Here is a 24,979-nt window from a genome sequence, read left to right on the forward strand (position 1 = left end):
GGCGCGCCAGCCTTTAGGTCATCAGCCGCGAGCTGGCGACCGCGACCACCGCCAGGCCGAGCAGCAGATTCAGGCCCACCAACCGGCGGATACGCCCGAGCACCGCAGCGCCCGCCGGCCAGTTCTCGGCGTGCACTGCCGCCTTGAGCTCGGGCAGCAGCAATGCCTGAATGCGCATGAACAGCGCAAACATCGCTATCGCGCCACCGATCATCACCTGCACGTACTTGGGCGCGGTTTCCAGGCCGCTGAAGCGCATGTGCAACATGCCGATGCCACTTATCGCCAGAATCGCTATTGCTAGCCAGACCCAGACGAAGAAGCGTCGGAAAACTTCCACCCACAGCTTCAACCGGGCAGGCCCCTCAAGGGCTGCGACCGTTGCTGGGCGCAGAACGAGCCAGGCGAAGAACATGCCGCCGACCCAAACCAGGGCGGCAAGTACATGCAGTGCATAGGGCAAGGCAAAGGCAACCATCTGGATCTCCATGCGGCATAAAGGGCAAGAGCGGGGTATGATAGCCGGCCCATGCAAAACACTGAAAATATATCCAGCCCTTCGGGCGCCTGCAGACCATGATCAGCAACGAACTCAAAGCCACCATCCAGGGCGCCTATACGCGTTTTCTCGAAGCCAAGAGCCTCAAGCCGCGTTATGGCCAGCGCCTGATGATCGCCGAAGTGGCCAAAGTGCTCGGCGACATCGCCTGCGACGATGAAGGCCGCCGCGCGGGCGAGCCTGCCGTGGTCGCGGTGGAGGCGGGCACCGGTACCGGCAAGACTGTCGCCTATGCGCTGGCCGCGATCCCGGCTGCCAAGGCCGCCGGCAAACGCCTGGTGATCGCGACCGCAACCGTGGCGCTGCAGGAGCAGATCGTCATCAAGGACCTGCCAGACCTGATGCGCAACAGCGGCCTGAACTTCAGCTTCGCCCTGGCCAAGGGCCGGGGCCGCTACCTATGCCTGTCCAAACTCGACATATTGCTGCAAGAAGGCCATGCGCAATCGGCCACTGCGCAGTTGTTCGAAGAAGAAGGCTTCCATATCGAAGTCGACGAGCGCAGCCAGAAGCTGTTCAACAGCATGATCGAGAAGCTCGCTGGCAACCGTTGGGACGGTGACCGCGACAGCTGGTCGGAGGCCATCGAAGACCAGGACTGGGCGCGCCTGACCACCGACCATAGCCAGTGCACTGGCCGTCACTGCCCGAACTTCCAGCAGTGCGTGTTCTACAAGGCCCGCGAAGGTATGGGCAAGGTCGATGTGATCGTCACCAACCACGACATGGTACTGGCGGACCTGGCGCTGGGCGGCGGCGCGGTGCTGCCTGACCCTCGCGACACGCTCTACGTATTCGACGAAGGCCACCACCTGCCAGACAAGGCCATCGGCCATTTCGCCCATTATTCGCGACTGCGCTCCACTGCCGACTGGCTGGAGCAGACCGCCAAGAACCTTACCAAGCTGTTGGCCCAGCATCCGCTGCCAGGCGATTTGGGCAAGTACATCGAGCAGGTCCCGGAGTTGGCGCGGGAGGTGCGTACCCAGCAGCAGTTCATGTTCACCTTGTGCGAGCAGGTTGCCGATTTCCGTCCCAGCGAGGACACCGAAGGCCGCGAGCGCCCGCGCTACCGCTTCGAAGGTGGTGTGGTGCCCGAGCAGATCCGCGAAGTGGGCATCGAATTGAAAAAGGGCTTCGCCCGCCTCAATGACCTGTTCACGCGCCTGGCCGACCTGCTCAAGGAGGGCATGGACGGCGAAGTCAACATCGGCATCGCCAGCCACCAGGCCGAGGAGTGGTACCCGCTGTTCGGCAGCCTGGTCACCCGTGCCCAGGGCAACTGGGAGCTATGGACCGCCTTCACCGCTGAAGACCCGGAGGACAGCCCGCCCATGGCCCGGTGGTTGACCCTGGCCGAAAGCGGAGCCTTGTTCGACATCGAGGTCAATGCCAGCCCGATTCTGGCTGCCGAGATGCTGCGCCGTAGCCTGTGGAGCGTTGCCCATGGCGCACTGGTGACGTCGGCCACGCTGACCGCGCTGGGCAAGTTCGATCGCTTCCGCATGCGTTCAGGCTTGCCCCGAGATGCGGTTACCTGCGTGGTACCAAGCCCGTTCGTGCACGGCGATGCCGGCTTGCTGCGGGTGCCCGACCTCAAGGCCGACCCGCGTGACGCTGCCGCGCACACCGCGGCGATCATCCGCGAGTTGCCCGGCATCGTGGAGGACGCCCGTGGCGCACTGGTGCTGTTCTCTTCGCGCAAACAGATGCAGGAAGTGTTCGACGGTGTTGACCGCGAATGGCGCAAGCTGGTGCTGATCCAAGGTAACTTGTCCAAGCAGGAAACCCTGAACAAACACAAGGCTCGGGTCGACGACGGCCAGCACAGTGTGCTGTTCGGCCTGGCCAGTTTCGCCGAAGGTGTCGACCTGCCAGGCGCCTACTGTGAGCATGTGGTGATCGCCAAGATACCCTTCGCCGTGCCTGACGACCCGGTCGAGGCAGCGCTGGCCGAATGGATCGAAGCCCGCGGTGGCAACCCGTTCATGGAAATCGCCGTGCCCGATGCTTCGCTGCGCCTGATCCAGGCTTGCGGTCGCCTACTGCGTACCGAGCAGGACCGAGGGGTCATCACCCTGCTGGATCGACGCCTGGTCACGCAGCGTTACGGCAAGGCTATCCTCAATGCGCTACCGCCCTTCCGGCGGGAGATATCCTAAGGGCCGGAGCACGATGCACCGGCCTGTTGTCCATTACTCAGTCGCGGGCTCAAGAGGGCCTGGAAGGAGACCCCCAGCCCTATGATCCGCCGAAGCTTGCCCGTGGTACTCACCCTGTTGTTCAGCACGTCCGCGTGGGCCGGGCAACAAACTTTGTTCAGCTTCGTGCGCCCGGCCTCGGTGGTCAACGTGGCGACCGAGGGGGCCGGCATGCCGCAGTACAATGCCGAGCAGACGGCCGAGGGCGAGGTACTCAGGCGGGTGGTGTTCAGCCCGGTCGAGCGGCCAACCTTGCGCTTGAGCCCGCAGAGCGGTGTGTGGGACTGGTCGACAGGGCGGTTTCTGACCCTGCGTATGCAAAGCGCCCAAGACTGGGCCTTGACCGTGGATGTGACCATCGTTGGCAGCGATGGGCGCAAACTGACCAGCCGTATCGACCTGCCGGCAGGCCCTGCGCAAACCGTGCTGGTGCCGCTTACGGCCAGTTCGCCGTTGAGCCAGGGCATGCGTGCCGGCCCGCCCATGCCGTGGGTCTACGAAGGGCAGCGGTTACTGTTGACCAGCAGCGTCGGGGAGCTCGACCTCAAACAGGTGGCCGCTGTCAGCCTGACCATCCCCAACCCGAAGGTGGCGCAGAACCTGCTGATCGAAAAGGTAGGGCTCCAGGATGATGACGTGGCCTTTCAGGCTGCCTACCGCGAGCTGATAGACGCCTATGGGCAATCCACCCGAGGCCAATGGCCCGAAAAAATCACTCAAGACGATCAACTCAAGGCCGCTGACGCCCGCGAACAGCAACAGCTCAAGGTTTGGCTGGCCGAGCGCGAGAAACAGCAACTCGATAGCTACGGCGGTGTGCTCGGTGGGCCTGCATTCGAAGCCCAAGGGTTCTTCCGCACGCAAAAACGCGATGGCCGCTGGTACCTGGTGACGCCCGAGGGGCATCCGTTCTTCTCGCTGGGGGTCAATGCCGTGGCTGCCGATGGTGGGCGCACCTACGTGGCCGGTCGCGAAGCCATGTTCAAGGGTTTGCCAGCCGATGGCGACACGATGGCGGCGTTTTATGGTGAGGGCAACAATGACGATGGCAACGCTTCGTCCATCGGGCGCAGCTTCAAGCAGGGCCGCTGGTTCGACTTCTACGCCGCCAACCTGCAGCGCACCTACGGCAAACCCTGCCCGCCTGCAGACACCGAGCAAGCCGCCGCGCCATGTCCTGCACCGCAACTGGATGCCGAGCGTTGGCAGGCGCACACGCTGGACCGCTTACAGGCCTGGGGCTTCAACACGTTGGGCAACTGGAGCGACCCGGGCATCGGCCTGGTCAAGCGCATGCCTTACACCTTGCCGCTGTCGATCGTTGGCGACTATGCAAGCATCAGCACGGGCATGGACTGGTGGGGCCGCATGCCCGATCCGTTCGACCCGCGCTTTGCCATGGCCACCGAGCGTGCTGTGGCGATCGCCACACGCGATCACCGAGACGATCCTTGGCTGATAGGCTACTTCGCCGATAACGAACTGGCCTGGGCTGCGCCAGGCAACGACCCCAGGGCCCGGTATGGCCTGGCCTACGGTACGTTGCGCCTGACCACCGACGTGCCGGCCAAGCGCGCGTTTCTCAAGCAGTTGCGCGACAAGTACCGTAATCAACAAGGGCTGTCCAAGGCGTGGGGCATCGAGTTGCAAGCCTGGGAGTTGATGGAAGACCCAGGCTTCGAGGCGCCATTGCCCGATCCTGAGCACCCGGAGATCGAGCGTGACTACCAGTACTTCCAGCAGGTATTCGCCGAAACCTATTTCAAGACCATTTCCGATGCGCTGAAGTGGCATGCGCCCAACCACTTACTGCTGGGCGGTCGCTATGCCGTGAGCACGCCCGAAGCCGTCAAAGCCTGCGCCGAATTCTGCGATGTGCTGAGTTTCAATTTCTATACCCTTAAACCCGAAGATGGCTATGACTTCGCAAAGCTTGCCGAACTCGACAAGCCGGTACTGGTGTCGGAGTTTCAGTTTGGCTCCCGCGATCGCGGGCCGTTCTGGCCAGGGCCAGTTGAAGTGGCAAGGGAAGAAGACCGGGGGCCAGCCTATGGCAACTTCCTCAAGGCCGCTCTGGCGCAACCGATGATCGTCGGCGCACATTGGTTTCAATACCTCGATCAGCCAGCCAGCGGGCGCTTGCTCGATGGGGAAAATGGCCATCTGGGCTTGGTTGCGATCACTGATGTTGCATATCCAGGTTTCGTAGAGGCCGTGCGCAAGAGCAACCTTCAGGCCATTGGTCAGTTGCGCGCAGAGGCGCAGAAAAAAGCCCCGTGAATCTCAAAGTGGGGGCATGCAATGCCTCTGGCGCCGATGAAACGGTTATCTGGGGGCAGGCCGCTGGGCCTTGCCCAGTAGGCAAAACGGCCAACTACTGAAACAATGCACGCCCTTGTCGGCAAGATGTACGGAGAACAGTGGGTGCAGATCCAGGGTCACTATGAGCTGAAGTTCGAAGCCGTGCGCGAGGCATTCGCCGCATTGTTCGAAGATTCTCAAGAGCGCGGAGCGGCGCTGTGCATCCAGGTCGGTGGCCAGACTGTGGTCGACCTCTGGGCCGGCAGCGCCGACAAGGATGGCCAGCAGGCTTGGCACAGCGATACCATCGCCAACCTGTTCTCCTGCACCAAGACGTTCACCGCCGTCACCGCGCTGCAGTTGGTCGCAGAGGGCAAGCTTGAGCTGGACGCCCCAGTCGCGCGCTATTGGCCAGAGTTCGCTCAGGCCGGCAAGCAGCACATCACCCTCCGTCAGTTGCTCAGCCACCGTGCCGGCCTGCCGGCGATACGCGAGCTGCTACCGGCGCAGGCCCTGTACGACTGGCAGGCCATGGTTGATGCCCTGGCCGGCGAAACGCCCTGGTGGACACCCGGTACGGAACACGGTTATGCCGCCATCACCTATGGCTGGCTGGTCGGGGAATTGATCCGCCGTGTCGATGGCCGTGGCCCAGGGGCGTCGATCGTCGCGCGCACCGCCCGGCCGCTAGGCCTGGACTTCCACATTGGCCTTGCCGACGAGGAGTTCCATCGCGTGGCGCATATCGCCCGGGGCAAGGGCAATGCAGGCGATGCTGCCGCCCAGCGCCTGCTGCAGGTCACCCTGCGTGAGCCAGAGGCGTTGTCGACCCGCGCCTTCACCAATCCGCCGGCAATCCTTACCAGCACCAACAAGCCTGAGTGGCGGCGCATGCAGCAGCCAGCGGCCAATGGCCATGGCAATGCGCGCAGTCTGGCCGGGTTTTATACGGGCCTACTCGACGGCAGCCTGCTCGAATCCGAGCTGCTCAACGAGCTCACTCGCGAGCATAGCCTGGGCCAGGACCGCACCCTGCTGACCCAGACCCGTTTCGGTCTTGGCTGCATGCTCGATCAGCCGGAGGTGGCCAGTGCCACCTTCGGCCTCGGTGCCCGTGCCTTCGGTCATCCAGGTGCTGGGGGCTCGGTGGGCTTCGCCGACCCGGAGCATGATGTGGCCTTTGGCTTCGTGGTCAACACCTTGGGCCCCTATGTGCTGATGGACCCCAGAGCCCAGCAGCTGGTGCGAGTGCTCGGCAATTGCCTTTGATCGGGTAACGCGGGTGTTAAGCCATCCCTTTGACTATCCTCAATGCCACCGCCCCCTGTGCGTGGGCAAAATATCTTTCAATTTCATGGTGTATCGCTGATGTCTTCACATAAAACCTTAGCTCTCGCACTGTGCCTGACCGCAATGACCGGTTGTGCCAGCCATTCTCAGGACGGCGCCAAGGATGGCAGCAGCAGCTGGTGGCCGTTCGGTTCGGACAAGGTTGCCGACAAGGAAGTGAAGGCAGCGGTGACTGAAAACGTCGCCAAGGCTGATGCCAAGTCTGACAGCGCGAGCCGCTGGTGGTGGCCGTTTGGTGGTGACGACAAGCAGGCCAAAGGGCCAGTTGTGCCAAAAATCGATGAAAAAGCCACTCAGGCCTGGCTGGATCAGTACGAACCCAAGCTGCGTGAAGCGGTCAAGGACAGCAAGCTGGAGTTGGAGCGCCGTGACAACGTGCTGGTGGTGATCATCCCAGTGGACGGCTCCTACAACCCAGACCGCCCGAACATGCTGCTGCCGCTGACCTTGTCGCCGATCACCCGGGTGGCCAAGGCTGTCGAGGGCGATGCCAAGACTGCAGTGCTGGTGCTAGGCCATGCTGACAGCAGCGGCGCTGCTGCTGCCAACCAAAAGCTGAGCCTGGAGCGTGCCGCTTCGGTATCGGCCATCTTCCGCCTGAGCGGCCTGCAGCGTGACCGCCTGTCGCTCAAAGGGATGGGTTCGGTGATGCCGCGTGCTGCCAACGACAGTGCCGAAGGACGTGCCCTGAACCGTCGGGTTGAAATGCTCTTCACCCCGCAGAACACCATGCTTGCCTTGCTGGCCAAGTACCAACAGTCAGCGCCAGTGGCCACCCCGGCGACCTTGGTCGCGGTACAGGATGCCAAAGCGCCAGCTGCCAAGCCTGCTGAAACCAAGAAGGCGGCGGCCAAGCCTGTCGCCAAGAAGGCGGCTGCCAAACCGGCGACCAAGGCCACAGCCAAGAAAAAAGCCACATCGGCCAAGCCTGTCGCCAAGAAAGCTGCTACCGCTGACAAAAAGGTAGCCGCCAATACCTCTGCGAAGACCAACTGATCGCCAAGGAAGCGCAGCCATGACCCAATCTTTGGCCGATATGCGCCGCGATTACACCCGCGATGGCCTGGCAGAAGCCCAGGCCCCGGGTGAGCCGTTCGCGCTGTTCCATCAGTGGTTTGCCGATGCAGTCAAAACCGAGCAACCTCCGGTGGAGGCCAACGCCTTGACCCTCGCCACCGTCGATGCCGAAGGCCGCCCGCATTGCCGGGTGCTGCTGCTCAAGGGCCTTGATGACCGTGGCTTTACCTTTTTCACCAACTATGACAGCGCCAAGGGTCAACAACTGCTGGCCAATCCATTCGCTGCCATGACCTTCTTCTGGCCAGCGTTGGAACGCCAGGTGCGGGTTGAAGGGCGGGTAGAAAAGGTCACGGCCAAGGAGTCGGATGACTACTATCAGGTGCGCCCCCTGGGAAGCCGCCTGGGTGCTTGGGCTTCGCCACAGAGCCGGGTGATTGCCGACCGTCAGGAACTCGAGGGGCTGGTCAAGGCAACCGAGGCGCGTTTCTCTCAGACCCAGCCGCATTGCCCGGAACATTGGGGCGGCTACCGGTTGTTACCCGAGCGGGTGGAGTTCTGGCAAGGCCGTGCCAGCCGCCTGCATGACCGCTTGAACTACCGACTGGTCGATGGCCAATGGTTGCGCGAGCGACTCGCGCCATGACTGACAGGGGCCGCATTAGCGGCCCTTGGTTTTTCTGTGGCCACCGTGCTGCATACGACGATGCAGTAATCAGTGGCTATCCTTGGTCTGAGCTGTAACGTCGGCATTACTGCCGACCGAAGGCTGTACAGGGCCTGAATGGAAATACTTTTTTTACCTGCGCGCCGTGACAGCCGTCTATGCGCAGCGTCTAATGGACACCTGTTTTCTGGAGATTGTACCCATGCGTAAATCCGCTTTGCTGGTGGCGACTTTTACCGCCATGTCGCTGCTTCTCGGTGGCTGTGCCTCGAGCTTGACTGGTGACAGCTACTCCCGTGATGAAGCCCGTCGCGTGCAGACCGTACGCATGGGTACCATCGAATCCCTGCGCCCGGTGAAGATCGAAGGCACCAAGACGCCGATCGGCGGTGGCGCTGGCGCAATCGTAGGTGGTGTTGCCGGCAGCGCAGTCGGCGGTGGCCGTGGCAGCATTGTCGCTGCCGTGATCGGTGCCGTAGCTGGTGGTTTGGCGGGCTCTGCCGCCGAAGAAGGCCTGACCCGTACCCAGGGTGTGGAGATCACCGTCCGTGAAGATGATGGCAGCATGCGTGCCTACGTGCAGGCCGTGCAGGAGAATGAAATCTTCCGTGTCGGCGACCGCGTCCGCATCATGACCGTGGACGGCACCAGCCGCGTCACGCACTGACTGGCGCTTGAAACGCAAAACCCCGAACCGGCGTGAGCTGTTCGGGGTTTTTGGTTTTCTGGGCCGGCCTGTACGCGGCTAAACCCGCTCCTACAGGGTTTGGGCAGGCTGCGGGTTCATCCGTCAACCGGCCTAGCCTGGCCGCACGGGTCAGAGCCCGAGAATATCCCGCGCTACTGCCTCGGCAATGCGGATACCATCTACACCGGCCGAAAGAATCCCCCCGGCATAACCTGCGCCTTCGCCTGCCGGGAACAGCCCCTTGAGGTTCAGGCTTTGCAGGTCCGCACCACGGGTGATGCGCAGCGGCGACGAGGTGCGGGTTTCGATGCCGGTCAACACTGCGTCGTGCAGGTTGTAGCCTTTGATCTGGCGGTCGAATGCGGGCAGTGCCTCGCGGATCGCTTCGATGGCGAAGTCCGGTAGGCTTGGCGCGAGGTCACCCAGGGTTACGCCTGGTTTGTAAGACGGCTCGACGCTGCCCAGGGCCGTGGACGGTTTGCCCGCAACGAAGTCACCTACCAGCTGAGCCGGCGCTTGATAGTTACTGCCACCCATGACGTAGGCATGGGCTTCCAGGCGTTCCTGCAACTCGATGCCTGCCAGTGGCCCGCCCGGATAGTCGCGCTCGGGGTCGATCCCGACGACGATGCCGGAGTTGGCATTGCGCTCGTTACGCGAGTACTGGCTCATGCCGTTGGTGACCACGCGCCCCGGTTCGCTGGTGGCAGCTACCACGGTGCCGCCTGGGCACATGCAGAAGCTGTAGACCGAGCGGCCGTTCTTGGCGTGGTACACCAGCTTGTAGTCAGCGGCGCCCAGCTTAGGGTGGCCGGCGTACTTGCCCAGGCGCGCTTTGTCGATCAGCGTCTGCGGGTGCTCGATACGGAAACCGACCGAGAACGGCTTGGCCTCCATGTACACACCTCTGGCGTGCAGCATGCGGAAGGTGTCACGGGCGCTGTGGCCCAAGGCCAAAACCACATGGCGCGAATGTAGTTGTTCACCGCTCTGGAGCACAACGCCAGTCACCTGACCGTCTTCGATCAGCAGGTCGGTGACCTTTTCCTGGAAACGCACTTCGGCGCCGAGGGCTATCATGTCCTGGCGCATCTGCTCGACCATGCCGGTCAGGCGGAAGGTACCGATGTGCGGCTTGTTGATGTATAGAATCTCGTCCGGCGCGCCGGCCTTGACGAACTCTTCCAGCACCTTGCGACCGTGGTGCTGCGGGTCTTTGATCTGGCTGTAGAGCTTGCCGTCGGAGAAGGTCCCGGCGCCGCCTTCGCCAAATTGCACGTTGGACTCAGGGTTGAGCACACTTTTGCGCCACAGGCCCCAGGTGTCCTTGGTGCGCTGGCGCACCTCTTTGCCACGTTCGAGAATGATCGGCTTGAAGCCCATCTGCGCCAGCAGCAGGCCGGCGAAGATGCCGCAGGGGCCAAAACCGACCACGATCGGGCGTTCCTGCAAATCGGCTGGGGCTTGGCCAACGAACTTGTAGGTGACATCCGGTGCCACGCCGATATTGCGATCATCGGCGAACTTGCTGAGCAGCTCGGCTTCGTTGCTGGCTTCAAGGTCAATGGTGTAGATGAACAGCAGCTCGCTGTTCTTCTTGCGCGCATCGTAACTGCGCTTGAACAGGTTGAAGCTCAGCAGTTGCTCGTCGCTGATGCCCAGGCGCTGGACGATGGCCTCACGCAGGGCTTCGTCGGGATGGTCCAGGGGCAGCTTCAGTTCGGTGATTCGTAGCATGGCAGGGTCCAGTATCCCGGCCATGGGCGGCCGGCGGCTTTACACAAACCGCCAAGTATAAGCTGTTAGCCGCCATGACTGGCAGGATAAAACGCGCCCGGTGATCAGTTGTCCCGTGCGCCACCGTAGTAACCGCAGCCTTGCAGGGTCTGGCCGTCGATACGCAGCTCAGCGCGCAGGTGACGCACGGCGCCCGTCCCACCATCGACGCATCGCTGCGGGGCGACCCACAGTTCCACGCGCTGGCCGTTGGCCTCACTGCTCAGGGTCAGGCCGCCGCCGGGCACTTCTTCTTCGAGGAATGGCAACGGCAGTGGCTCCTTGCCTGTGCGGTTGAGCACCATGCCTTTACCGCTGGCCTTGATGTCCCAGTCAGGTTCGTGGCCGCTGGCTCGCAGGGTCAACTGCTTGAAGTTGGGGTCATCGCACGCGCGGGTGGACGATTCCAGACGGTACAGCCGGCTGACCTGTAACTGGCCATCATTATCGGCCTGCTTGCTGCCGGTCAGGCGCCCGCGCACATCGCCGAACAATTTGGCGTTGGCGTCCTTGGCCAAGTTGACGGACTCTTGGAGGATGCCGGTGCCGGCCACGTCGTTGATCACGAAACGGCGGCTTTCGCCACACGGCTTGAACAACAGCCGCCCACCGCCTGCGCTCAGTTCGCCCTGCATGCGGGTGGTGCCGATGTTTGGGTCACGGGGCTGGTCGGCCAGCATCTGGCAGCCAGCGAACATCGGTAGCAGTGCACTGAGCAGCAGGGTTGGGGTGACGCGCATGGGGGTGGGCTCCGGAGAATCTTTGCCAAAGAGCTGGCCACGTTACTCAGGCTTGCGGCGGATCTCAAGTTAATGGTGGCCTGTTCCGGCTTCTTTGCCGGTGAACCCGCTCCTGCAGGGGCCGCAGCAACTGTGGGTGCGGGTTTATCGGCGATCAGGCCAATACATTCGGTGCGAGCCAGGCAGAAAAAAGGGCCAGTAAATGGCCCTTTGTGGATCAACCCCCGAGGTACGCGTCGCGCACCTTCGGGTCGGTCAGCAGTGCCTCGCCGGTGCCTTGCATCACCACCCGGCCGTTTTCCAGCACATACGCCCGGTCAGCGACCTTCAGTGCCTGGTTGGCGTTCTGCTCCACCAGGAACACCGTCACGCCGTCGCGGCGTAGCTGTTCGATGATGTCGAAGATCTGCTGGATGATGATCGGCGCCAAGCCCAAAGAAGGCTCGTCGAGCAGCAGTAGCTTGGGCTTGCTCATGAGCGCCCGGCCGATGGCCAGCATTTGCTGCTCGCCGCCGGACATGGTACCGCCACGTTGCAAGTACCGCTCCTTCAGGCGCGGGAACAGTTGCAGGACCTTGTCCAGTTGCTCTTGGTAATCGCCCTTGTCGGTGAAGAAACCACCCATGGCCAGGTTTTCTTCGACGGTCAGGCGGGCGAACACGCGGCGGCCTTCAGGCACCACCGCGATGCTTTTGCGCATGATGTGCGAGGACGGCTGGCCGACCAGTTCCTCACCCAGGTATTTGATGCTGCCGCTGTGGGCCTGAGGCGAGCCGCACAAGGTCATCAACAGGGTTGATTTACCCGCACCGTTGGCACCGATCAGGGTGACGATCTCGCCTTGGTTGATTTCCACGTTGACGCTGTGCAGTGCCTGGATCTTGCCGTAGAAGGTGGAGACGTTTTCGAACTTCAGCATTTACGCTTCCCCCAGGTAGGCTTTGATCACTTCAGGGTTGTCGCGGATCTCCTGCGGCGTGCCATGGGCCAGGGGTGTGCCCTGATTGATCACCACGATGTGGTCAGAGATGCTCATCACCAGCTTCATGTCGTGCTCGATCAGCAGGACCGTGACGTTGTGCGACTCGCGCAGGTAGGCGATGAGCGCCTTGAGGTCCTCGGTTTCCTTCGGGTTCAGGCCCGCAGCCGGTTCGTCGAGCATGATGATCCGTGGCTGGGTCATCATGCAGCGGGCGATTTCCAGGCGGCGCTGCTGGCCGTAGGCGAGGGTGCCTGCGGTACGGTTAGCGAATTCGGTCAGGTTGACCTTCTCCAACCAGTATTGTGCGCGCTCCATGGCCTCCTTCTCGCTGCGGCGGAAGCTCGGGGTCTTGAACAGGCCTGCGAAGAAGTTGGTGTTCAGGTGGCGGTGCTGGGCGATCAGCAGGTTTTCCAGTGCGGTCATTTCCTTGAACAGGCGTACGTTCTGGAAGGTCCGCACCACGCCCCTGCGGGCAATCTGATGGCCGGCCAGGCCTTGGATAGGCTGGCCGTCGAGCAGAATGGTACCGCCGCTTGGCTTGTAGAAGCCGGTCAGGCAGTTGAACACCGTGGTTTTGCCAGCGCCGTTCGGGCCGATCAACGCCACGACCTGTTTTTCCTTGACGGTCAGGCCCACGCCGTTGACCGCCAACAAGCCGCCGAAGCGCATGCTAAGGCCGCTGACTTGCAGAATTTCGCGGCTCATCGACGCAGCTCCATGTGGGGGCGTTGCATTGGCAGCAGGCCTTGCGGACGCCAGATCATCATCAACACCATCAGCGCACCGAACATCAGCATTCGGTATTCGCTGAACTCTCGCATCAGCTCAGGCAGCAGGATCATCACGATGGCCGCGAGAATCACGCCCAGTTGTGAGCCCATGCCGCCGAGCACGACGATGGCGAGGATGATCGCCGACTCGATGAACGTGAACGACTCGGGGGTCACCAGGCCTTGGCGTGCAGCGAAGAAGCTACCGGCAAACCCTGCGAAGCAGGCACCCAGGGTGAACGCCGAAAGCTTGATCACGGTCGGGTTCAGGCCCAGCGCGCGGCAGGCGATCTCGTCCTCGCGCAGCGCCTCCCAGGCACGGCCGATAGGCATGCGCAGCAGGCGGTTGATGACAAACAGCGCCAACAGCGCCAGCAACAACGCAACCAGGTAGAGGAAGATGACCTTGTTGATCGAGTTGTATTGCAACCCGAAGAACTCGTGGAAGGTCTGCATCCCCTCGGCAGCCCGGCGCTCGAAGGTCAGGCCGAAGAATTCCGGTTTCGGGATGTTACTGATGCCGTTGGGGCCGCCTGTCCAGTCGGTGAGGTTGCGCAGGAACAAACGGATGATTTCACCAAAGCCCAGGGTCACGATCGCCAGATAGTCACCGCGCAGGCGCAGCACCGGGAAGCCCAGCAGGAAGCCGAAGGTGGCCGCCATCAGGCCGGCGATCGGCAGGCAGATCCAGAAGCTCCAGCCCAGGTAGTGCGAGAGCATCGCGTAGCTGTAGGCGCCTACGGCGTAGAAACCCACATAGCCAAGGTCCAGCAGGCCAGCCAGGCCGACCACGATGTTCAGGCCCAGGCCCAGCAACACGTAGATCAGGATCAGCGTGGCGATGTCGACGGCGCCGCGCGACCCGAAGAACGGCCACACCAATGCCACGATGATCAAGCCAATGATCACATAGCGCTGGGTTTTCGGCAGCGTCAGGTAGTTGCTGACGGCTGGCGGGATCAGTTTGCGCTCCGAGCGACGCCCCATCACCGCGTTCCACTGCTTGTCGAACAGCACGCGCAGGAACATCAACACCGAACATACGGCGATGATACTGATGGTGAACGAGCCCTGGCTATGCACCACCAGGCTGATACCGTCGATGCTCAGTTTAAGGCCCAATACCGGGAAGGCCACGGCCCAGACCAGCAAGGCGCTGAATAACGCCTGTTTGATATTTCTGTTCATACTTTTTCAACCTCCGGGCGGCCCAGGATGCCGGTCGGCCGGAACAGCAGGACAAGAACCAACAAGCCGAATGCCACCACGTCCTTGTACTGGTCGCCGAAAATATCGGCACCGAAGGCTTCGGCCACGCCCAACACCAGCCCGCCGAGCATGGCGCCCGGAATACTGCCGATGCCGCCCAGCACCGCCGCGGTGAAGGCCTTCAGGCCCACCAGGAAACCGGCGTTGGGGTTGATTACCCCGTACTGCATGCTTAGCAGCACGGCCGCCACCGCCGCCAGGGCGGCGCCAATGACGAAGGTCAGGGCAATGATGTTGTTGGTATTGATGCCCAGCAGGTTAGCCATCTTGATGTCCTCGGCGCAGGCGCGGCAGGCGCGACCCAGGCGGGAACGTGAGATGAACAGGGTCAGGCAGGTCATGGCTACCAGGGTGACCACGAACACCAGGATCTGCATGTAGGAAACCAGAACTTCCTCCGCACCCCCTGGCCCGAAGGAGAAGCTTCCTGGGATCAGGTTGGGAATGGATTTGTCCTTGGAGTCTTGCGACAGCAATACCGTGTTCTGCAGGAAGATCGACATGCCGATGGCAGAAATCAGCGGAATCAGGCGGTTGCTGTTGCGCAGGGGGCGGTAGGCAACCCGTTCGATGCTGTAGCCATAGGCACTGGTGACGCAGATCGTCGCGACGAAGGCGACGGTCATCAGGATCGGCAGCGAATGGATACCCATCATGGCCAGCCCTGCCAGGGCGATGAAGGCCACGTAGGAACCGATCATGTACACCTCGCCGTGGGCGAAGTTGATCATGCCGATGATGCCATACACCATCGTGTAACCGATGGCGATCAAGGCATAGGTGCTGCCGATGGTCAATCCATTAACCAGTTGTTGGAAGAAATGGTAGATCTCAGGCATTACAGCGCTCCTAAAAACCTGATTTGCATTTCGCTGGCAGGGGTACGGCCAGGAAACCGCGGGTGACGGTTTTAAGATTTTCAGGTGAGCCCGCCCCCGGATCGCGGGGATCGAGCCCATGAACCTCGTAAAACAAAGCCCACTGCTCGCACAGTGGGCTTTTACGGTCAGCTATTAGTCACGCAGTTACTGAGGGGAGACTTCGGTCTTCGGCTTGCCGAAGTGCCATTCGTAGACCACGAACTTGAAGTCTTTGAGGTCGCCCTTTTCGTCGAACGACAGCTCGCCGGTCGGGGTCTTGAACGAACCTGCGTGGATGGCCGCTGCCACCTTGTCGGTGTCTTCGGACTTGGCCGCTTCGATACCTTTGGCGATCAGCTCCACAGCCGAGTAGGCCGGGAACACGAATGGGCCGCTTGGATCTTTGCCGTCGGCCTTGATGGCGTCGACGATGGCCTTGTTTTCCGGGTCTGCATCGAACGACTTCGGCAGGGTGACCAGCAGGCCTTCGGAGGCATTCTGGGCGATCTGCGAGATGGAATCGTTACCCACGCCTTCCGGGCCCATGAACTTGGCCTTCAGGCCTTTTTCCTGGGACTGGCGCAGGATCAAGCCCAGCTCTGGGTGGTAGCCGCCGTAGTAGACGAAGTCGACGTTGTTTTGCTTGAGCTTCTGGATGATCGAGGAAAAGTCTTTGTCGCCAGCGTTCAGGCCTTCGAACACGGCAACCTTGACGCCTTTCTTCTCCAAGGTCTGCTTGACCGCTGTGGCGATGCCCTCGCCGTACTGCTGCTTGTCGTGCAGCACCGCGACCACTTTCGGTTTCACGTAGTCGGCGATGTAGTTGCCGGCCGCCGGGCCTTGGGCACTGTCCAGGCCAATGGTACGGAAGATCATCTTGTAGCCACGGGCGGTGATGTCCGGCGAGGTGGCCGCTGGCGTGATCATGATGACGCCTTCGTCTTCATAGACGTCGGACGCAGGTTGGGTGGAACTGGAGCACAGGTGACCGACCACGAACTTGACGCCGTCGTTGACCACTTTGTTGGCGACGGCCACGGCCTGTTTAGGGTCGCAGGCGTCGTCGTATTCCACGGCTACGAGTTGCTTGCCATCCACGCCGCCCTTGGCGTTGATGTCCTTGATAGCTTGTTTCGCGCCGATGAACTGCATGTCGCCGTACTGGGTCACAGGCCCGGTCTTAGGACCGGCAATGCCGATTTTGATGGTATCGGCGGCAAACGAATGGCTGGCTACCCCGGCCAGTACCATTGCGGCGAACAGCTTGGAAATCTTGATCATAGTGCTCCACTCATTCTGTTGTAATTCTTATAGTCCTGGCGGCCAGGGCTACAGACCGGGCGGGCATTGCGATATGGCCACGCCATACTGCATGCCCACCTTCCCCCGGAACATGTCCCGGAACTGTACCGGTACAGTGTAGAGCGCTGTTTACGCGCTTGAAAAGCGGGCAAAAAGTGCCTGTTTCACGGGTTGTCGCATGATCGACACAAAGATACAGAAAAGCGCCATCACTTTGCCTGCATCCACGGCTCTACCCCTCAGTTTCAAAGCCAATCGACCAAATTACATATTTGAAACCGGGTTTTTCTGCAAAAATGCCGGCCTTTTTAATTGGCCGAATTTGCGGGTAAAACCCATGACTGATGACACAAGCACCCTCTATGCCAAACTGCTGGGTGAGACGGCGACAATCGAGTGGAAAGCTTTGGAGCGTTTCTGGGCCAAAGGTGACCTGATTTGGGTCGACCCCGGGCTCGACCTCATCGAGGTTGCTACAGCAATGGCCGAGAATCGCAGCGAAATCGTCGCCAAGTGGCGTAGTGCTGGCACTGTTGGGCCGGTCACCGCAGAGCAAGCGCTCGACCTGCAAAGCCGCGATCCAGAGATCTGGGCCGTGGTCGTTTCACCGTTCATCGTGATTCAGGTGAAACAATAAGAATAACGATGCTTCGTTTCAGTGCTTGAAAATACACAAACGCCCCAGTTTGGTGCTTATTGACGCTCACGTAAGGTGGAAGTAAGTAACAACGGCCGAGTGATTCGGCGGGGCGGTAACAGTTTACGGCATGCGTAATGCTGCCACCTTTCCATCCTCTGCCAGGAGTCGTTCATGAGTGCTGCACTGCCTTCGCTTGGGTTTGCCGGTATCGGCTTGATGGGCTTGCCAATGTGCCGGCGTCTGTTGGCCGCCGGTTTTGGCCTGACGGTCTGGAACCGTAGCCCGGAAAAGTGCGATGCGTTGGTGGGCGCAGGCGCGCGCTTGGCCGCCAGCCCCGCCGATTTGTGCCGTGAGAGCGATATTGTGCTGCTGTGCCTGGCCGACACAGCGGTGGTGCGCGAGGTGGTGTTCGGTGAGCAAGGCATCGCCCAGGGCGGGCGCAGCGGGCAACTGCTGATTGACTTGTCGAGCCTGGAGCCTACAGCTACCCGGGAAATGGCTGCCGAACTGGCTGCCCTGTGCGGTATGGCTTGGTTGGATGCCCCCGTATCTGGCGGCACGCCAGGGGCTGAGGCTGGTACGCTGGCGATCATGGTGGGCGGCGAAGCTTCGGACTTGCAGCGTGCGCTGCCGATCCTGCAGGTACTTGGGCAACGGGTGACGCACATGGGCGGGGTAGGGGCAGGGCAGGTGACCAAGGCCTGCAATCAGATGATCGTGGCATGCAACGCGTTGGTGATCGCTGAGGTGGTTGCCCTGGCAGAGCAGTCCGGCGTTGACGCGACTTTGATCGCGCAAGCCCTGGCTGGTGGATTTGCCGATTCCAAGCCGCTGCAGATCCTGGCCCCACAGATGGCCGAAAGCCGTTTCGAACCGATCAAGTGGCACGTACGCACTTTGCTCAAAGACCTTGACGGAGCAGTGAAGCTTTCCCGCGAACAGGGCACGGCAACGCCGCTCAGCGGCCTCGCCGCGCAGTTGATGCGCCTGCACGGTAGCCAAGGGTATCTGCAAAAAGATCCGGCGACCCTTGTAGAGCTATATCGCAACAGGGAGTGAATGCTGGGGCTTGGCGCTCGAGCTGGTCGAGCATTGGCCGCAGTTCGCTCATGGGTACAGGGCGGCTGAGTAAGTAGCCCTGCAGGTAGTCGCAGCCATTTTCGGCCAGAAACTCGTATTGCTCGACGGTCTCTACACCTTCGCAAACCACTTCCAGGTGCAGGGTGTGAGCCATGGCGATAATGGCTTGAATGATTTGGCGATCCTTGAGGATGGCGGGCACATCCTGCAGGAACGAGCGGTCGATTTTCAGCACGTCCAGCGGCAAGCGTTTTAGATAGGCCAGAGACGAGTAGCCGGTACCGAAGTCGTCGATCGACAGCCCCACCCCATAGTTTCGGATGCGTTTAAGCAGTTTGACGGTCTGCTGGATGTCGCCCATCAGGGCGTTTTCGGTGACTTCAAGTTCCAGACGGCCAGGCGCCAGGCCCGCCTCAAGCAATGCCATCTCTACTTCGTTGGGCAAGTTTTCGTGGCCCAAGGTTACAGCCGAGCAATTGGCCGTAATCTTCAGGCCGGCGTAGCCGTGCTGGTGCAGGCGAGCCAGATCCTGGCAGGCGTGGCGCAACACCCACAGGTCGAGATCGATGATCATGCCATTGGCTTCGGCAATGCCGATGAACTTGTCTGGCCCGATCAGTCCATGCAGAGGATGCAGCCAACGCACCAATGCCTCCAGCTTGGCCACCTGGCCTGTGCGCAGGTCGAAGATGGGTTGGTAGTGCACGCACAGGCCACGCTCTTCCAGCAGTGCAAGCCGTAGTTCCTCCTCCAGTTGCAGTGCCAGAGTGGCGCGGTTTTTCAAGCTGCTGTTGAAGAAGTGCAGGCTGTTGCGCCCGCTGCCCTTGGACTGGTAGAGGGCCAGGTCGGCATTCTTGAGCAGCTCTTCGGCAGTCTGACCGTCGTCAGGGTAAATGCTGATGCCAATGCTGGTTGTCATGACCATGCGCCGGCCACCCAGCTCGATTGGCTCCTTCATCCGTTGCATTATCCGCTGAGCCAAGTGGCAGGCTTCGTCCCGGTTATGCAGGCTGGTGACCACGCAGAATTCGTCGCCGCCCAAGCGTGCAACCAAGTCTTGGCTGCGGGTGGCGGCCTTGATGTGATCGGCGATCACCTTGAGAAGCTCGTCGCCCACGTCATGGCCCAAGCTGTCGTTGATCCGTTTGAAGTGGTCGATGTCCAGGAACATCAATGCCAGGCGCGTTTGATCTGAACTTTGTTGCGCCATGCGTTCGGCAAACAGCTGGTTGAAACCGCGGCGGTTGACCAGATTGGTCAGGGCATCATAGTGGGCCGCTTGCTGCAATGACGCTCGTGCCTGATCCAGCTGGTTGAGCAGCACCCCGTAACGGCGCAGGTCCTCTTCCTTGCTTTGCAGTTTTTTGTCGGACAGGGCGGCACTGATGCTGCTGGCACTGATCAGCAGCGTGATCAAGGCTACCGTCAGCCCCAGTTGCAGGCTGTTGTCGGTAGAGGGCAGGTTCAGTGCAGTGGTGTCGGGGAGCACCAGGGTCATGCCGGCCATGGCGGTGAAATGGGTGGCGACGATGCCACTGGCCATCAGCAAGCTGGCACCATACTTCATGGCTTGATGCATGGTTCCGCTACCATTGCGAAAATAGCGAGCCAGCAGCAACGCCGCCAGGCTGGTCAACAGCGCGATCGCAGTGCTGGCCAACAGCAAGCTGGTTTTGTAGTACTGCTGGGCTCCTGTCTGTAGTGCGGCCATGCCAACGAAATGCATCAGAACGATGCCCAGGCCGATCAACAGCGCGCTTTGCAGGTAATGATGCAGGCGCATTTGCGTGCGGTCCAGGCTGGTCATTGCCAGCCAGGCCGCCAGCAGCGCGATGACCAGCGACAGGCCGGTCAACGTTACGTCGTAGTGCATTTCGATCGGGGCTTGAAACGCCAGCATGCTGATGAAATGCATCGCCCAGATACCGCCTGCCAGGCAGCATGCACCAAGCATGCGCCATTGCCGCTGGGCGGAGCGGTGTTCGCTATTAGATTGACGCTCCGCCATGTCCAGGGTTGCGAAGCAGCCTGCGGTGGCCACCGCGAAGGCGATGACGATGAGCAGCGGCTCATGGCGGCAGTCGATGAGGGTGCGCCCGGTGTCCGGCAGTTCAGTGAACAGTTGCAAACCCAGCCAATCCATTGCTAGCCCTTTGCTCGAGTTTTCACTCGTCTCCTTCAAAGCCATTTGGAGACTGTCGTTGGCAGTATAGAAAGTACGGGTTAAAACATCACCGATAATGGCACTTTGGCTTCAACGATTTGGTTATTCGTTAAATAGCCGTCGGGCATAACAAACCGAGGCCGCTTGGGCCCCGGTTATAGAGCGGGTCGATCAACCAGCCACGAGTACGCGGATCGCTTCCAGTCGCAGTGCTGCCTTATCGAGCATGGCCAGGCCTTGCTCGCGCTGCTTGCGCAGGGCTTCGATCTCGCTGTCACGTACGCTGGGGTTGACGGCCTGCAGGGCAGTCAAGCGCGCCAGTTCCTCATCGGCTTCGGCAGCCAGGCGGCGCTGGGCTTCAGCCACGCGCTCGACATGCACCGGCATGACCTTCGCTTCACCACCGCTGATGCGCTTGGCCAGCACGTCACGCTGAGCCTGAACGAACTTGTTTGCGCTGGCCCGTGGCACGCTTTCGAGTTGGTCGTTGAGGGTTTCGAAAGCCACCCGTGCAGCCAGGTCGTTGCCATTGGCATCGAGCAGGCAACGCAAGGCCGCCGGCGGCAGGTAGCGGCCCAGTTGCAGGCTGCGGGGTGCCACCACTTCACTGACGAACAGCAGTTCGAGCAGCACGGTGCCGGGCTTGAGCGCCTTGTTCTTGATCAACGCTACCGCGGTGTTGCCCATCGAACCGGACAGTACCAGGTCCATGCCGCCCTGCACCATCGGGTGCTCCCAGGTGAGGAATTGCATGTCTTCACGCGACAGTGCCTGGCCGCGGTCGTAGGTGATGGTCACGCCTTCGTCGTCACCCAGCGGGAAGCTGGCGTCGAGCATCTTCTCGCTCGGTTTGAGGATCAATGCGTTTTCCGAGTGGTCCTCACTGTCGATGCCGAAAGCGTCGAACAAGGTTTCCATGTAGATCGGCAGGGCGAACTGGTCGTCCTGTTCAAGGATGGCCTCGACCAGCGCCTGGCCTTCGCCAGCGCCACCGGAGTTGAGCTCCAGCAGGCGGTCACGGCCGCTGTGCAACTCGGCTTCCAGGCGCTCGCGCTCTGCACGGGCTTCACTGACCAGCCCCGACCAGGCTTTGTAATCGCCACCTTCGAGCAGTGGCAGCAGGCGCGGGCCGAACTGATGCTGCAGGGCATTGCCGGTCGGGCAGGTATTGAGAAATGCGTTGAGAGCCTCGTGGTACCACTGGAACAGCCGCTCCTGTGGGCTGTTCTGCAGGTATGGGATGTGCAGTTCGATGGTGTGCTTCTGACCGATACGGTCCAGACGACCGATACGCTGTTCGAGCAGGTCCGGGTGTGCAGGAAGGTCGAACATCACCAGGTGGTGGGCGAACTGGAAGTTACGGCCTTCACTGCCGATCTCCGAGCAGATCAACACCTGGGCACCGAACTCTTCGTCAGCGAAGTAGGCGGCGGCGCGGTCGCGCTCGAGGATGCTCATGCCTTCGTGGAACACCGTGGCTGGGATGCCGGAACGCACGCGCAGGGCGTCTTCCAGGTCCATGGCGGTTTCGGCATGGGCACAGATCACCAACACCTTGGTGCGCTTGAGCATCTTCAGGGTGTCGATCAGCCAGTCTACGCGTGGGTCGAAACGCCACCAGCGTTCGTCGTCACTGATCTCTCCCTGGGCCTGGAAGGCCACCTCTGGGTACAACTCGGCATGCTCACCGGCTGGCAGGTCCTGATATTGCTCAGGATTGGCCAGCGGATACGGATGCAGCTGGCGCTCAGGGAAGCCCTGAACTGCCGCACGGGTGTTGCGAAACAGCACGCGGCCGGTACCGTGACGGTCGAGCAACTCGCGGATCAGCCGGGCGCTGGCCTGAGTATCGCCATCGTTGACTGCTGCCAGCAAGGCTTCGCCCTCTGCGCCCAGGAAACCATGGATCGTGGCATGGGCCTTGGGTGACAGTCGGCCCTGTTCGAGCAGCTCCTGTACGGCCTCGGCGACCGGGCGGTAGTTTTCACTCTCGGCGCGGAACGCGGCGAGGTCGTGGAAGCGATTTGGATCGAGCAGACGCAGGCGTGCAAAGTGGCTGTCCTGGCCGAGCTGTTCTGGGGTGGCGGTCAGCAGCAGCACGCCCGGGATCACCTGAGCCAGTTGCTCGACCAAGCCGTACTCGGCGCTGACCTGTTCTTCATGCCACACCAGATGGTGCGCCTCGTCGACCACCATCAGATCCCAGCCAGCGGCGAACAATGCGTCCTGGGCCTTCTCGTCATCGACCAGCCATTCCAGGGCCACCAGCGCCAGCTGGGCATCCTCGAAGGGGTTGCTGGCGTCGCTTTCAATGAAACGCTCGGCATCGAACAGGGCCACCTGCAGGTTGAAGCGCCGGCGCATTTCCACCAGCCACTGGTGCTGGAGGTTTTCCGGAACCAGGATCAACACGCGGCTGGCACGGCCCGACAGCAACTGGCGGTGAATCACAAGGCCCGCCTCGATGGTCTTGCCCAAGCCCACTTCGTCGGCCAGCAAAACCCGCGGGGCAGTGCGGTCTGCGACTTCGCGGGCGATGTGCAACTGGTGGGCGATCGGTTGCGCACGGCAACCCCCCAGCCCCCACAGCGACGATTGCATCTGCTTGCTGGTGTGGTGCAGCGTGTTGTAACGCAGGCTGAACCAAGAGAGCGGGTCGATTTGCCCGGCGAACAGGCGGTCGCTGGCCAGGCGGAACTGGATGAAGTTAGACAGCTGGGTTTCCGGCAGAGTGCGTGGTTGGTTCTGCCCGTCCAAGCCGTGGTAGACCATCAGCCCATCGATGTCCTCGACTTCGCGTACGGTCAGCTTCCAGCCCTCGAAATGGGTGATCTGGTCACCTGGCGAGAAGCGCACGCGGGTCAGCGGCGCATTGCGCAGGGAATACTGGCGAGTGTCGCCAGTGGCCGGGTAGAGCACGGTCAGCAAGCGGCCATCCTGCGCCAGAATGGTCCCAAGGCCAAGCTCCGCTTCGCTGTCGCTGATCCAGCGTTGCCCCGGTTGATACTGCTGCGCCATACTGCGTGAACTCCCGCGATGAAAAAGCCGGCTATGTTAACGGATAGGCCGGGCGGACCATAGACCAGAAGTCCAACAGTCTAGCCGTTTCATCGCAGAACACCGTTTTGCTGACGAGGGCCACGCACCGATATGCCGCTCAAGCACCGCTGGTTGAACACTTCGCTGGCCTTGGGCGGCTTGCTGCTGCTGGGTGCCTGTGAGCAGAAAAATTTTGAAATGCTGCCAGCGATACCTGTCGAGCAGCTCGAAGTGCTTGGCGTACAGACGCCGATCAAGAGCGTGCACTTTCGTGACCACGATGGTGAAGGGCTGTTGGTGCTCAGCCGCAGTGATGGCCAGGCCGTAGACGCCGAATCGGAGCAGGAAGTCGACAAGGTGGTGCTTAAGGCCACCTTGTATGGCCGTGCCGCTGAGCGCGATGCGTTCAAGCCGCGCTGGCAGATCGAGCAGGAAACCACGTGCCCTGGGCTGGACCTGGATGTCGATTTCTATGCCGACGTGAGCGACGTCACGGACCTTGACAAGGATGGTACGGCGGAAGTGACCGTGGCCAGTCATGCCTTTTGCGGAGGGGGCATCGACCCCCATGACATCGCCATCGAAATGCGCGAGGGGCAGAACGTCTACACCATCACTGGCCAGTCGCTGATCACCCCCGCCGGTGAAGATCCGGTCGGCGGCGAGCGCGAAGACAGCGCTTCACTGAAGCAAGCCCCTGAGCTATTGCGCCAGCATATGGACTCGGTTTGGCAGCAGGTCTATAAACGGCCCTGGAGCGAAGTCAGCTCACCGACCGACGACGACCTCGATGACGATAGCGAGTAGCCGCTAGCTATACTGGCAAGGCATGGTCTTCAGAGGCCGCCCATTGCTCACTAGTCCCTCAAGCTGGCTGACGCTCGGCCGATACAGTGGGCACAGGAGAATTCCCATGCTGCCGCCACTCATCCCGCTCAGTGCTGCTCCGGTGACCTCGCAAATGGACCCGGTCAAACCGACACCCGACGTCAAGCCGGTGGTGCCTGTGCAGCCTTCATCCAATGAGAGCGCAATCGACCTCAAGCAACAGCGTGACCCGCAAGAGCAAGTACTGTTGCTGCGCGAGGAACAGCGCCGCCAGCAGCGGCGGCGCAACAAAGACGATGCGCAGCTCTACAGTGCCGTGCCCGGTGATGAGGTCAATGCCGACAACACCGTGCCGGTGGCGCCGTTGATGGGGGAAAGCCCGCGTCAGGGGCTGCTGGTCGATATCGAAGTCTGACACGGGGCTGGTCAGGGCCAGCGCCCGGTTGCATGATGCAATCCTCTGTAGACCATCGAGCCTTCCCATGAGCCAAGACAACCTCATCGATTTCGATGCCGAACGTGCCAAGCGCATTCATGACCTCAAGGAAAAACGCCTGAACGAAGTGCGTCAGGCGTTCGAGCAGGCCATGCCGCTGGGTGCGGCGAAGAAAAAGAAGCCCAAGGGCAAGCCCAAAAAGCGTTGAAACATGACGCAGGTCAACCCTGCACCTGCCTTCTGTGCCCGGCCCTGGGCAACATTGACCCTGATCAAAACTTCCCGCTGCGCTAGTCGTTACATTGCATCC

21 protein-coding genes are annotated in these 24,979 nt (G+C 61.3%); 11 read left to right on the top strand and 10 right to left on the bottom strand.

What is annotated here, in order from left to right:
- Nucleotides 1-13 precede the first annotated feature (13 nt).
- A complete protein-coding gene (locus tag HU725_RS05310) occupies nucleotides 14-478 on the bottom strand; it encodes a CopD family protein (protein ID WP_060477817.1) in 465 nt (154 codons plus the stop codon).
- A gap of 98 nt (nucleotides 479-576) precedes the next feature.
- On the opposite strand from HU725_RS05310, the gene dinG reads away from it, so the two are divergent.
- From dinG to HU725_RS05340, 6 genes are all read left to right on the top strand, one after another.
- A complete protein-coding gene (gene dinG, locus HU725_RS05315; RefSeq protein ID WP_060477816.1) occupies nucleotides 577-2,721 on the top strand; it encodes an ATP-dependent DNA helicase DinG in 2,145 nt (714 codons plus the stop codon).
- Nucleotides 2,722-2,802: 81 nt separating this feature from the next.
- On the top strand, nucleotides 2,803-5,040 hold the full coding sequence (locus tag HU725_RS05320) for a beta-galactosidase (RefSeq protein ID WP_186477607.1): 2,238 nt from the start codon (nucleotides 2,803-2,805) through the stop codon (nucleotides 5,038-5,040).
- A gap of 144 nt (nucleotides 5,041-5,184) precedes the next feature.
- Nucleotides 5,185-6,330, top strand: a complete 1,146-nt coding sequence (locus tag HU725_RS05325) for a serine hydrolase domain-containing protein (protein WP_186477638.1) — start codon at nucleotides 5,185-5,187, stop codon at nucleotides 6,328-6,330.
- A 99-nt stretch (nucleotides 6,331-6,429) separates the two neighbouring features.
- Entirely contained in the window at nucleotides 6,430-7,407 is a 978-nt protein-coding gene (locus HU725_RS05330) for an OmpA family protein (RefSeq protein ID WP_186477608.1), read from the top strand.
- A gap of 19 nt (nucleotides 7,408-7,426) precedes the next feature.
- Nucleotides 7,427-8,074, top strand: a complete 648-nt coding sequence (gene pdxH / locus HU725_RS05335) for a pyridoxamine 5'-phosphate oxidase (protein WP_186477609.1) — start codon at nucleotides 7,427-7,429, stop codon at nucleotides 8,072-8,074.
- Between the two features lie 223 nt (nucleotides 8,075-8,297).
- The gene (locus HU725_RS05340; RefSeq protein WP_060477812.1) at nucleotides 8,298-8,762 is read left to right on the top strand and encodes an outer membrane lipoprotein; all 465 of its coding nucleotides are present in this window, start codon (nucleotides 8,298-8,300) and stop codon (nucleotides 8,760-8,762) included.
- A gap of 150 nt (nucleotides 8,763-8,912) precedes the next feature.
- Here the strand turns inward: HU725_RS05340 and HU725_RS05345 are convergent, their stop codons facing one another.
- The 7 genes from HU725_RS05345 to HU725_RS05375 form a co-directional block, all read right to left on the bottom strand.
- Entirely contained in the window at nucleotides 8,913-10,520 is a 1,608-nt protein-coding gene (locus tag HU725_RS05345) for an NAD(P)/FAD-dependent oxidoreductase (protein WP_186477610.1), read from the bottom strand.
- Nucleotides 10,521-10,624: 104 nt separating this feature from the next.
- Nucleotides 10,625-11,299 (bottom strand): COG3650 family protein, encoded by a 675-nt coding sequence (locus HU725_RS05350; RefSeq protein ID WP_186477611.1) that lies wholly within the window; start codon nucleotides 11,297-11,299, stop codon nucleotides 10,625-10,627.
- 217 nt (nucleotides 11,300-11,516) lie between these two features.
- Nucleotides 11,517-12,218: an ABC transporter ATP-binding protein gene (locus tag HU725_RS05355; protein WP_046787727.1), complete on the bottom strand. Its 702-nt coding sequence runs from the start codon at nucleotides 12,216-12,218 to the stop codon at nucleotides 11,517-11,519.
- Complete coding sequence (livG, locus tag HU725_RS05360; RefSeq protein WP_186477612.1) at nucleotides 12,219-12,986, bottom strand: high-affinity branched-chain amino acid ABC transporter ATP-binding protein LivG; 768 nt, start codon at nucleotides 12,984-12,986, stop codon at nucleotides 12,219-12,221.
- Nucleotides 12,983-14,239 carry a high-affinity branched-chain amino acid ABC transporter permease LivM gene (locus tag HU725_RS05365; RefSeq protein ID WP_186477613.1) on the bottom strand — a complete coding sequence of 419 codons (1,257 nt, stop codon included), beginning with the start codon at nucleotides 14,237-14,239 and terminating at the stop codon, nucleotides 12,983-12,985. Before HU725_RS05365 ends, livG begins: the two co-directional genes overlap by 4 nt.
- Complete coding sequence (gene livH / locus HU725_RS05370; protein ID WP_145187715.1) at nucleotides 14,236-15,159, bottom strand: high-affinity branched-chain amino acid ABC transporter permease LivH; 924 nt, start codon at nucleotides 15,157-15,159, stop codon at nucleotides 14,236-14,238. Before livH ends, HU725_RS05365 begins: the two co-directional genes overlap by 4 nt.
- A 186-nt stretch (nucleotides 15,160-15,345) precedes the next feature.
- The gene (locus HU725_RS05375) at nucleotides 15,346-16,461 is read right to left on the bottom strand and encodes a branched-chain amino acid ABC transporter substrate-binding protein (protein WP_060477806.1); all 1,116 of its coding nucleotides are present in this window, start codon (nucleotides 16,459-16,461) and stop codon (nucleotides 15,346-15,348) included.
- Between the two features lie 358 nt (nucleotides 16,462-16,819).
- On the opposite strand from HU725_RS05375, the gene HU725_RS05380 reads away from it, so the two are divergent.
- Nucleotides 16,820-17,119 (top strand): DUF2288 domain-containing protein, encoded by a 300-nt coding sequence (locus tag HU725_RS05380; RefSeq protein ID WP_060477805.1) that lies wholly within the window; start codon nucleotides 16,820-16,822, stop codon nucleotides 17,117-17,119.
- A gap of 174 nt (nucleotides 17,120-17,293) precedes the next feature.
- Nucleotides 17,294-18,181 (top strand): NAD(P)-dependent oxidoreductase, encoded by an 888-nt coding sequence (locus tag HU725_RS05385; RefSeq protein ID WP_186477614.1) that lies wholly within the window; start codon nucleotides 17,294-17,296, stop codon nucleotides 18,179-18,181.
- Here HU725_RS05385 and HU725_RS05390 read toward each other — a convergent pair.
- Together HU725_RS05390 and rapA are read right to left on the bottom strand one after the other, a co-directional pair.
- The gene (locus HU725_RS05390) at nucleotides 18,081-20,345 is read right to left on the bottom strand and encodes a putative bifunctional diguanylate cyclase/phosphodiesterase (RefSeq protein ID WP_186477615.1); all 2,265 of its coding nucleotides are present in this window, start codon (nucleotides 20,343-20,345) and stop codon (nucleotides 18,081-18,083) included. The two genes, HU725_RS05385 and HU725_RS05390, sit on opposite strands and share 101 nt — an antisense overlap.
- Nucleotides 20,346-20,537: 192 nt before the next feature.
- A complete protein-coding gene (gene rapA / locus HU725_RS05395; RefSeq protein WP_186477616.1) occupies nucleotides 20,538-23,384 on the bottom strand; it encodes an RNA polymerase-associated protein RapA in 2,847 nt (948 codons plus the stop codon).
- A 132-nt stretch (nucleotides 23,385-23,516) separates the two neighbouring features.
- On the opposite strand from rapA, the gene HU725_RS05400 reads away from it, so the two are divergent.
- The 3 genes from HU725_RS05400 to HU725_RS05410 all read left to right on the top strand — a co-directional run bounded on the left by HU725_RS05400 (nucleotide 23,517) and on the right by HU725_RS05410 (nucleotide 24,877).
- The gene (locus HU725_RS05400) at nucleotides 23,517-24,212 is read left to right on the top strand and encodes a M949_RS01915 family surface polysaccharide biosynthesis protein (protein WP_060477801.1); all 696 of its coding nucleotides are present in this window, start codon (nucleotides 23,517-23,519) and stop codon (nucleotides 24,210-24,212) included.
- A gap of 106 nt (nucleotides 24,213-24,318) precedes the next feature.
- Nucleotides 24,319-24,648: a hypothetical protein gene (locus HU725_RS05405; RefSeq protein ID WP_060477800.1), complete on the top strand. Its 330-nt coding sequence runs from the start codon at nucleotides 24,319-24,321 to the stop codon at nucleotides 24,646-24,648.
- Between the two features lie 67 nt (nucleotides 24,649-24,715).
- Nucleotides 24,716-24,877 carry a hypothetical protein gene (locus tag HU725_RS05410; protein WP_186477617.1) on the top strand — a complete coding sequence of 54 codons (162 nt, stop codon included), beginning with the start codon at nucleotides 24,716-24,718 and terminating at the stop codon, nucleotides 24,875-24,877.
- The last annotated feature ends 102 nt before the right edge of the window (nucleotides 24,878-24,979 follow it).

Origin of the sequence: Pseudomonas promysalinigenes (assembly GCF_014269025.2) — a bacterium.
GTDB lineage: Bacteria > Pseudomonadota > Gammaproteobacteria > Pseudomonadales > Pseudomonadaceae > Aquipseudomonas > Aquipseudomonas promysalinigenes.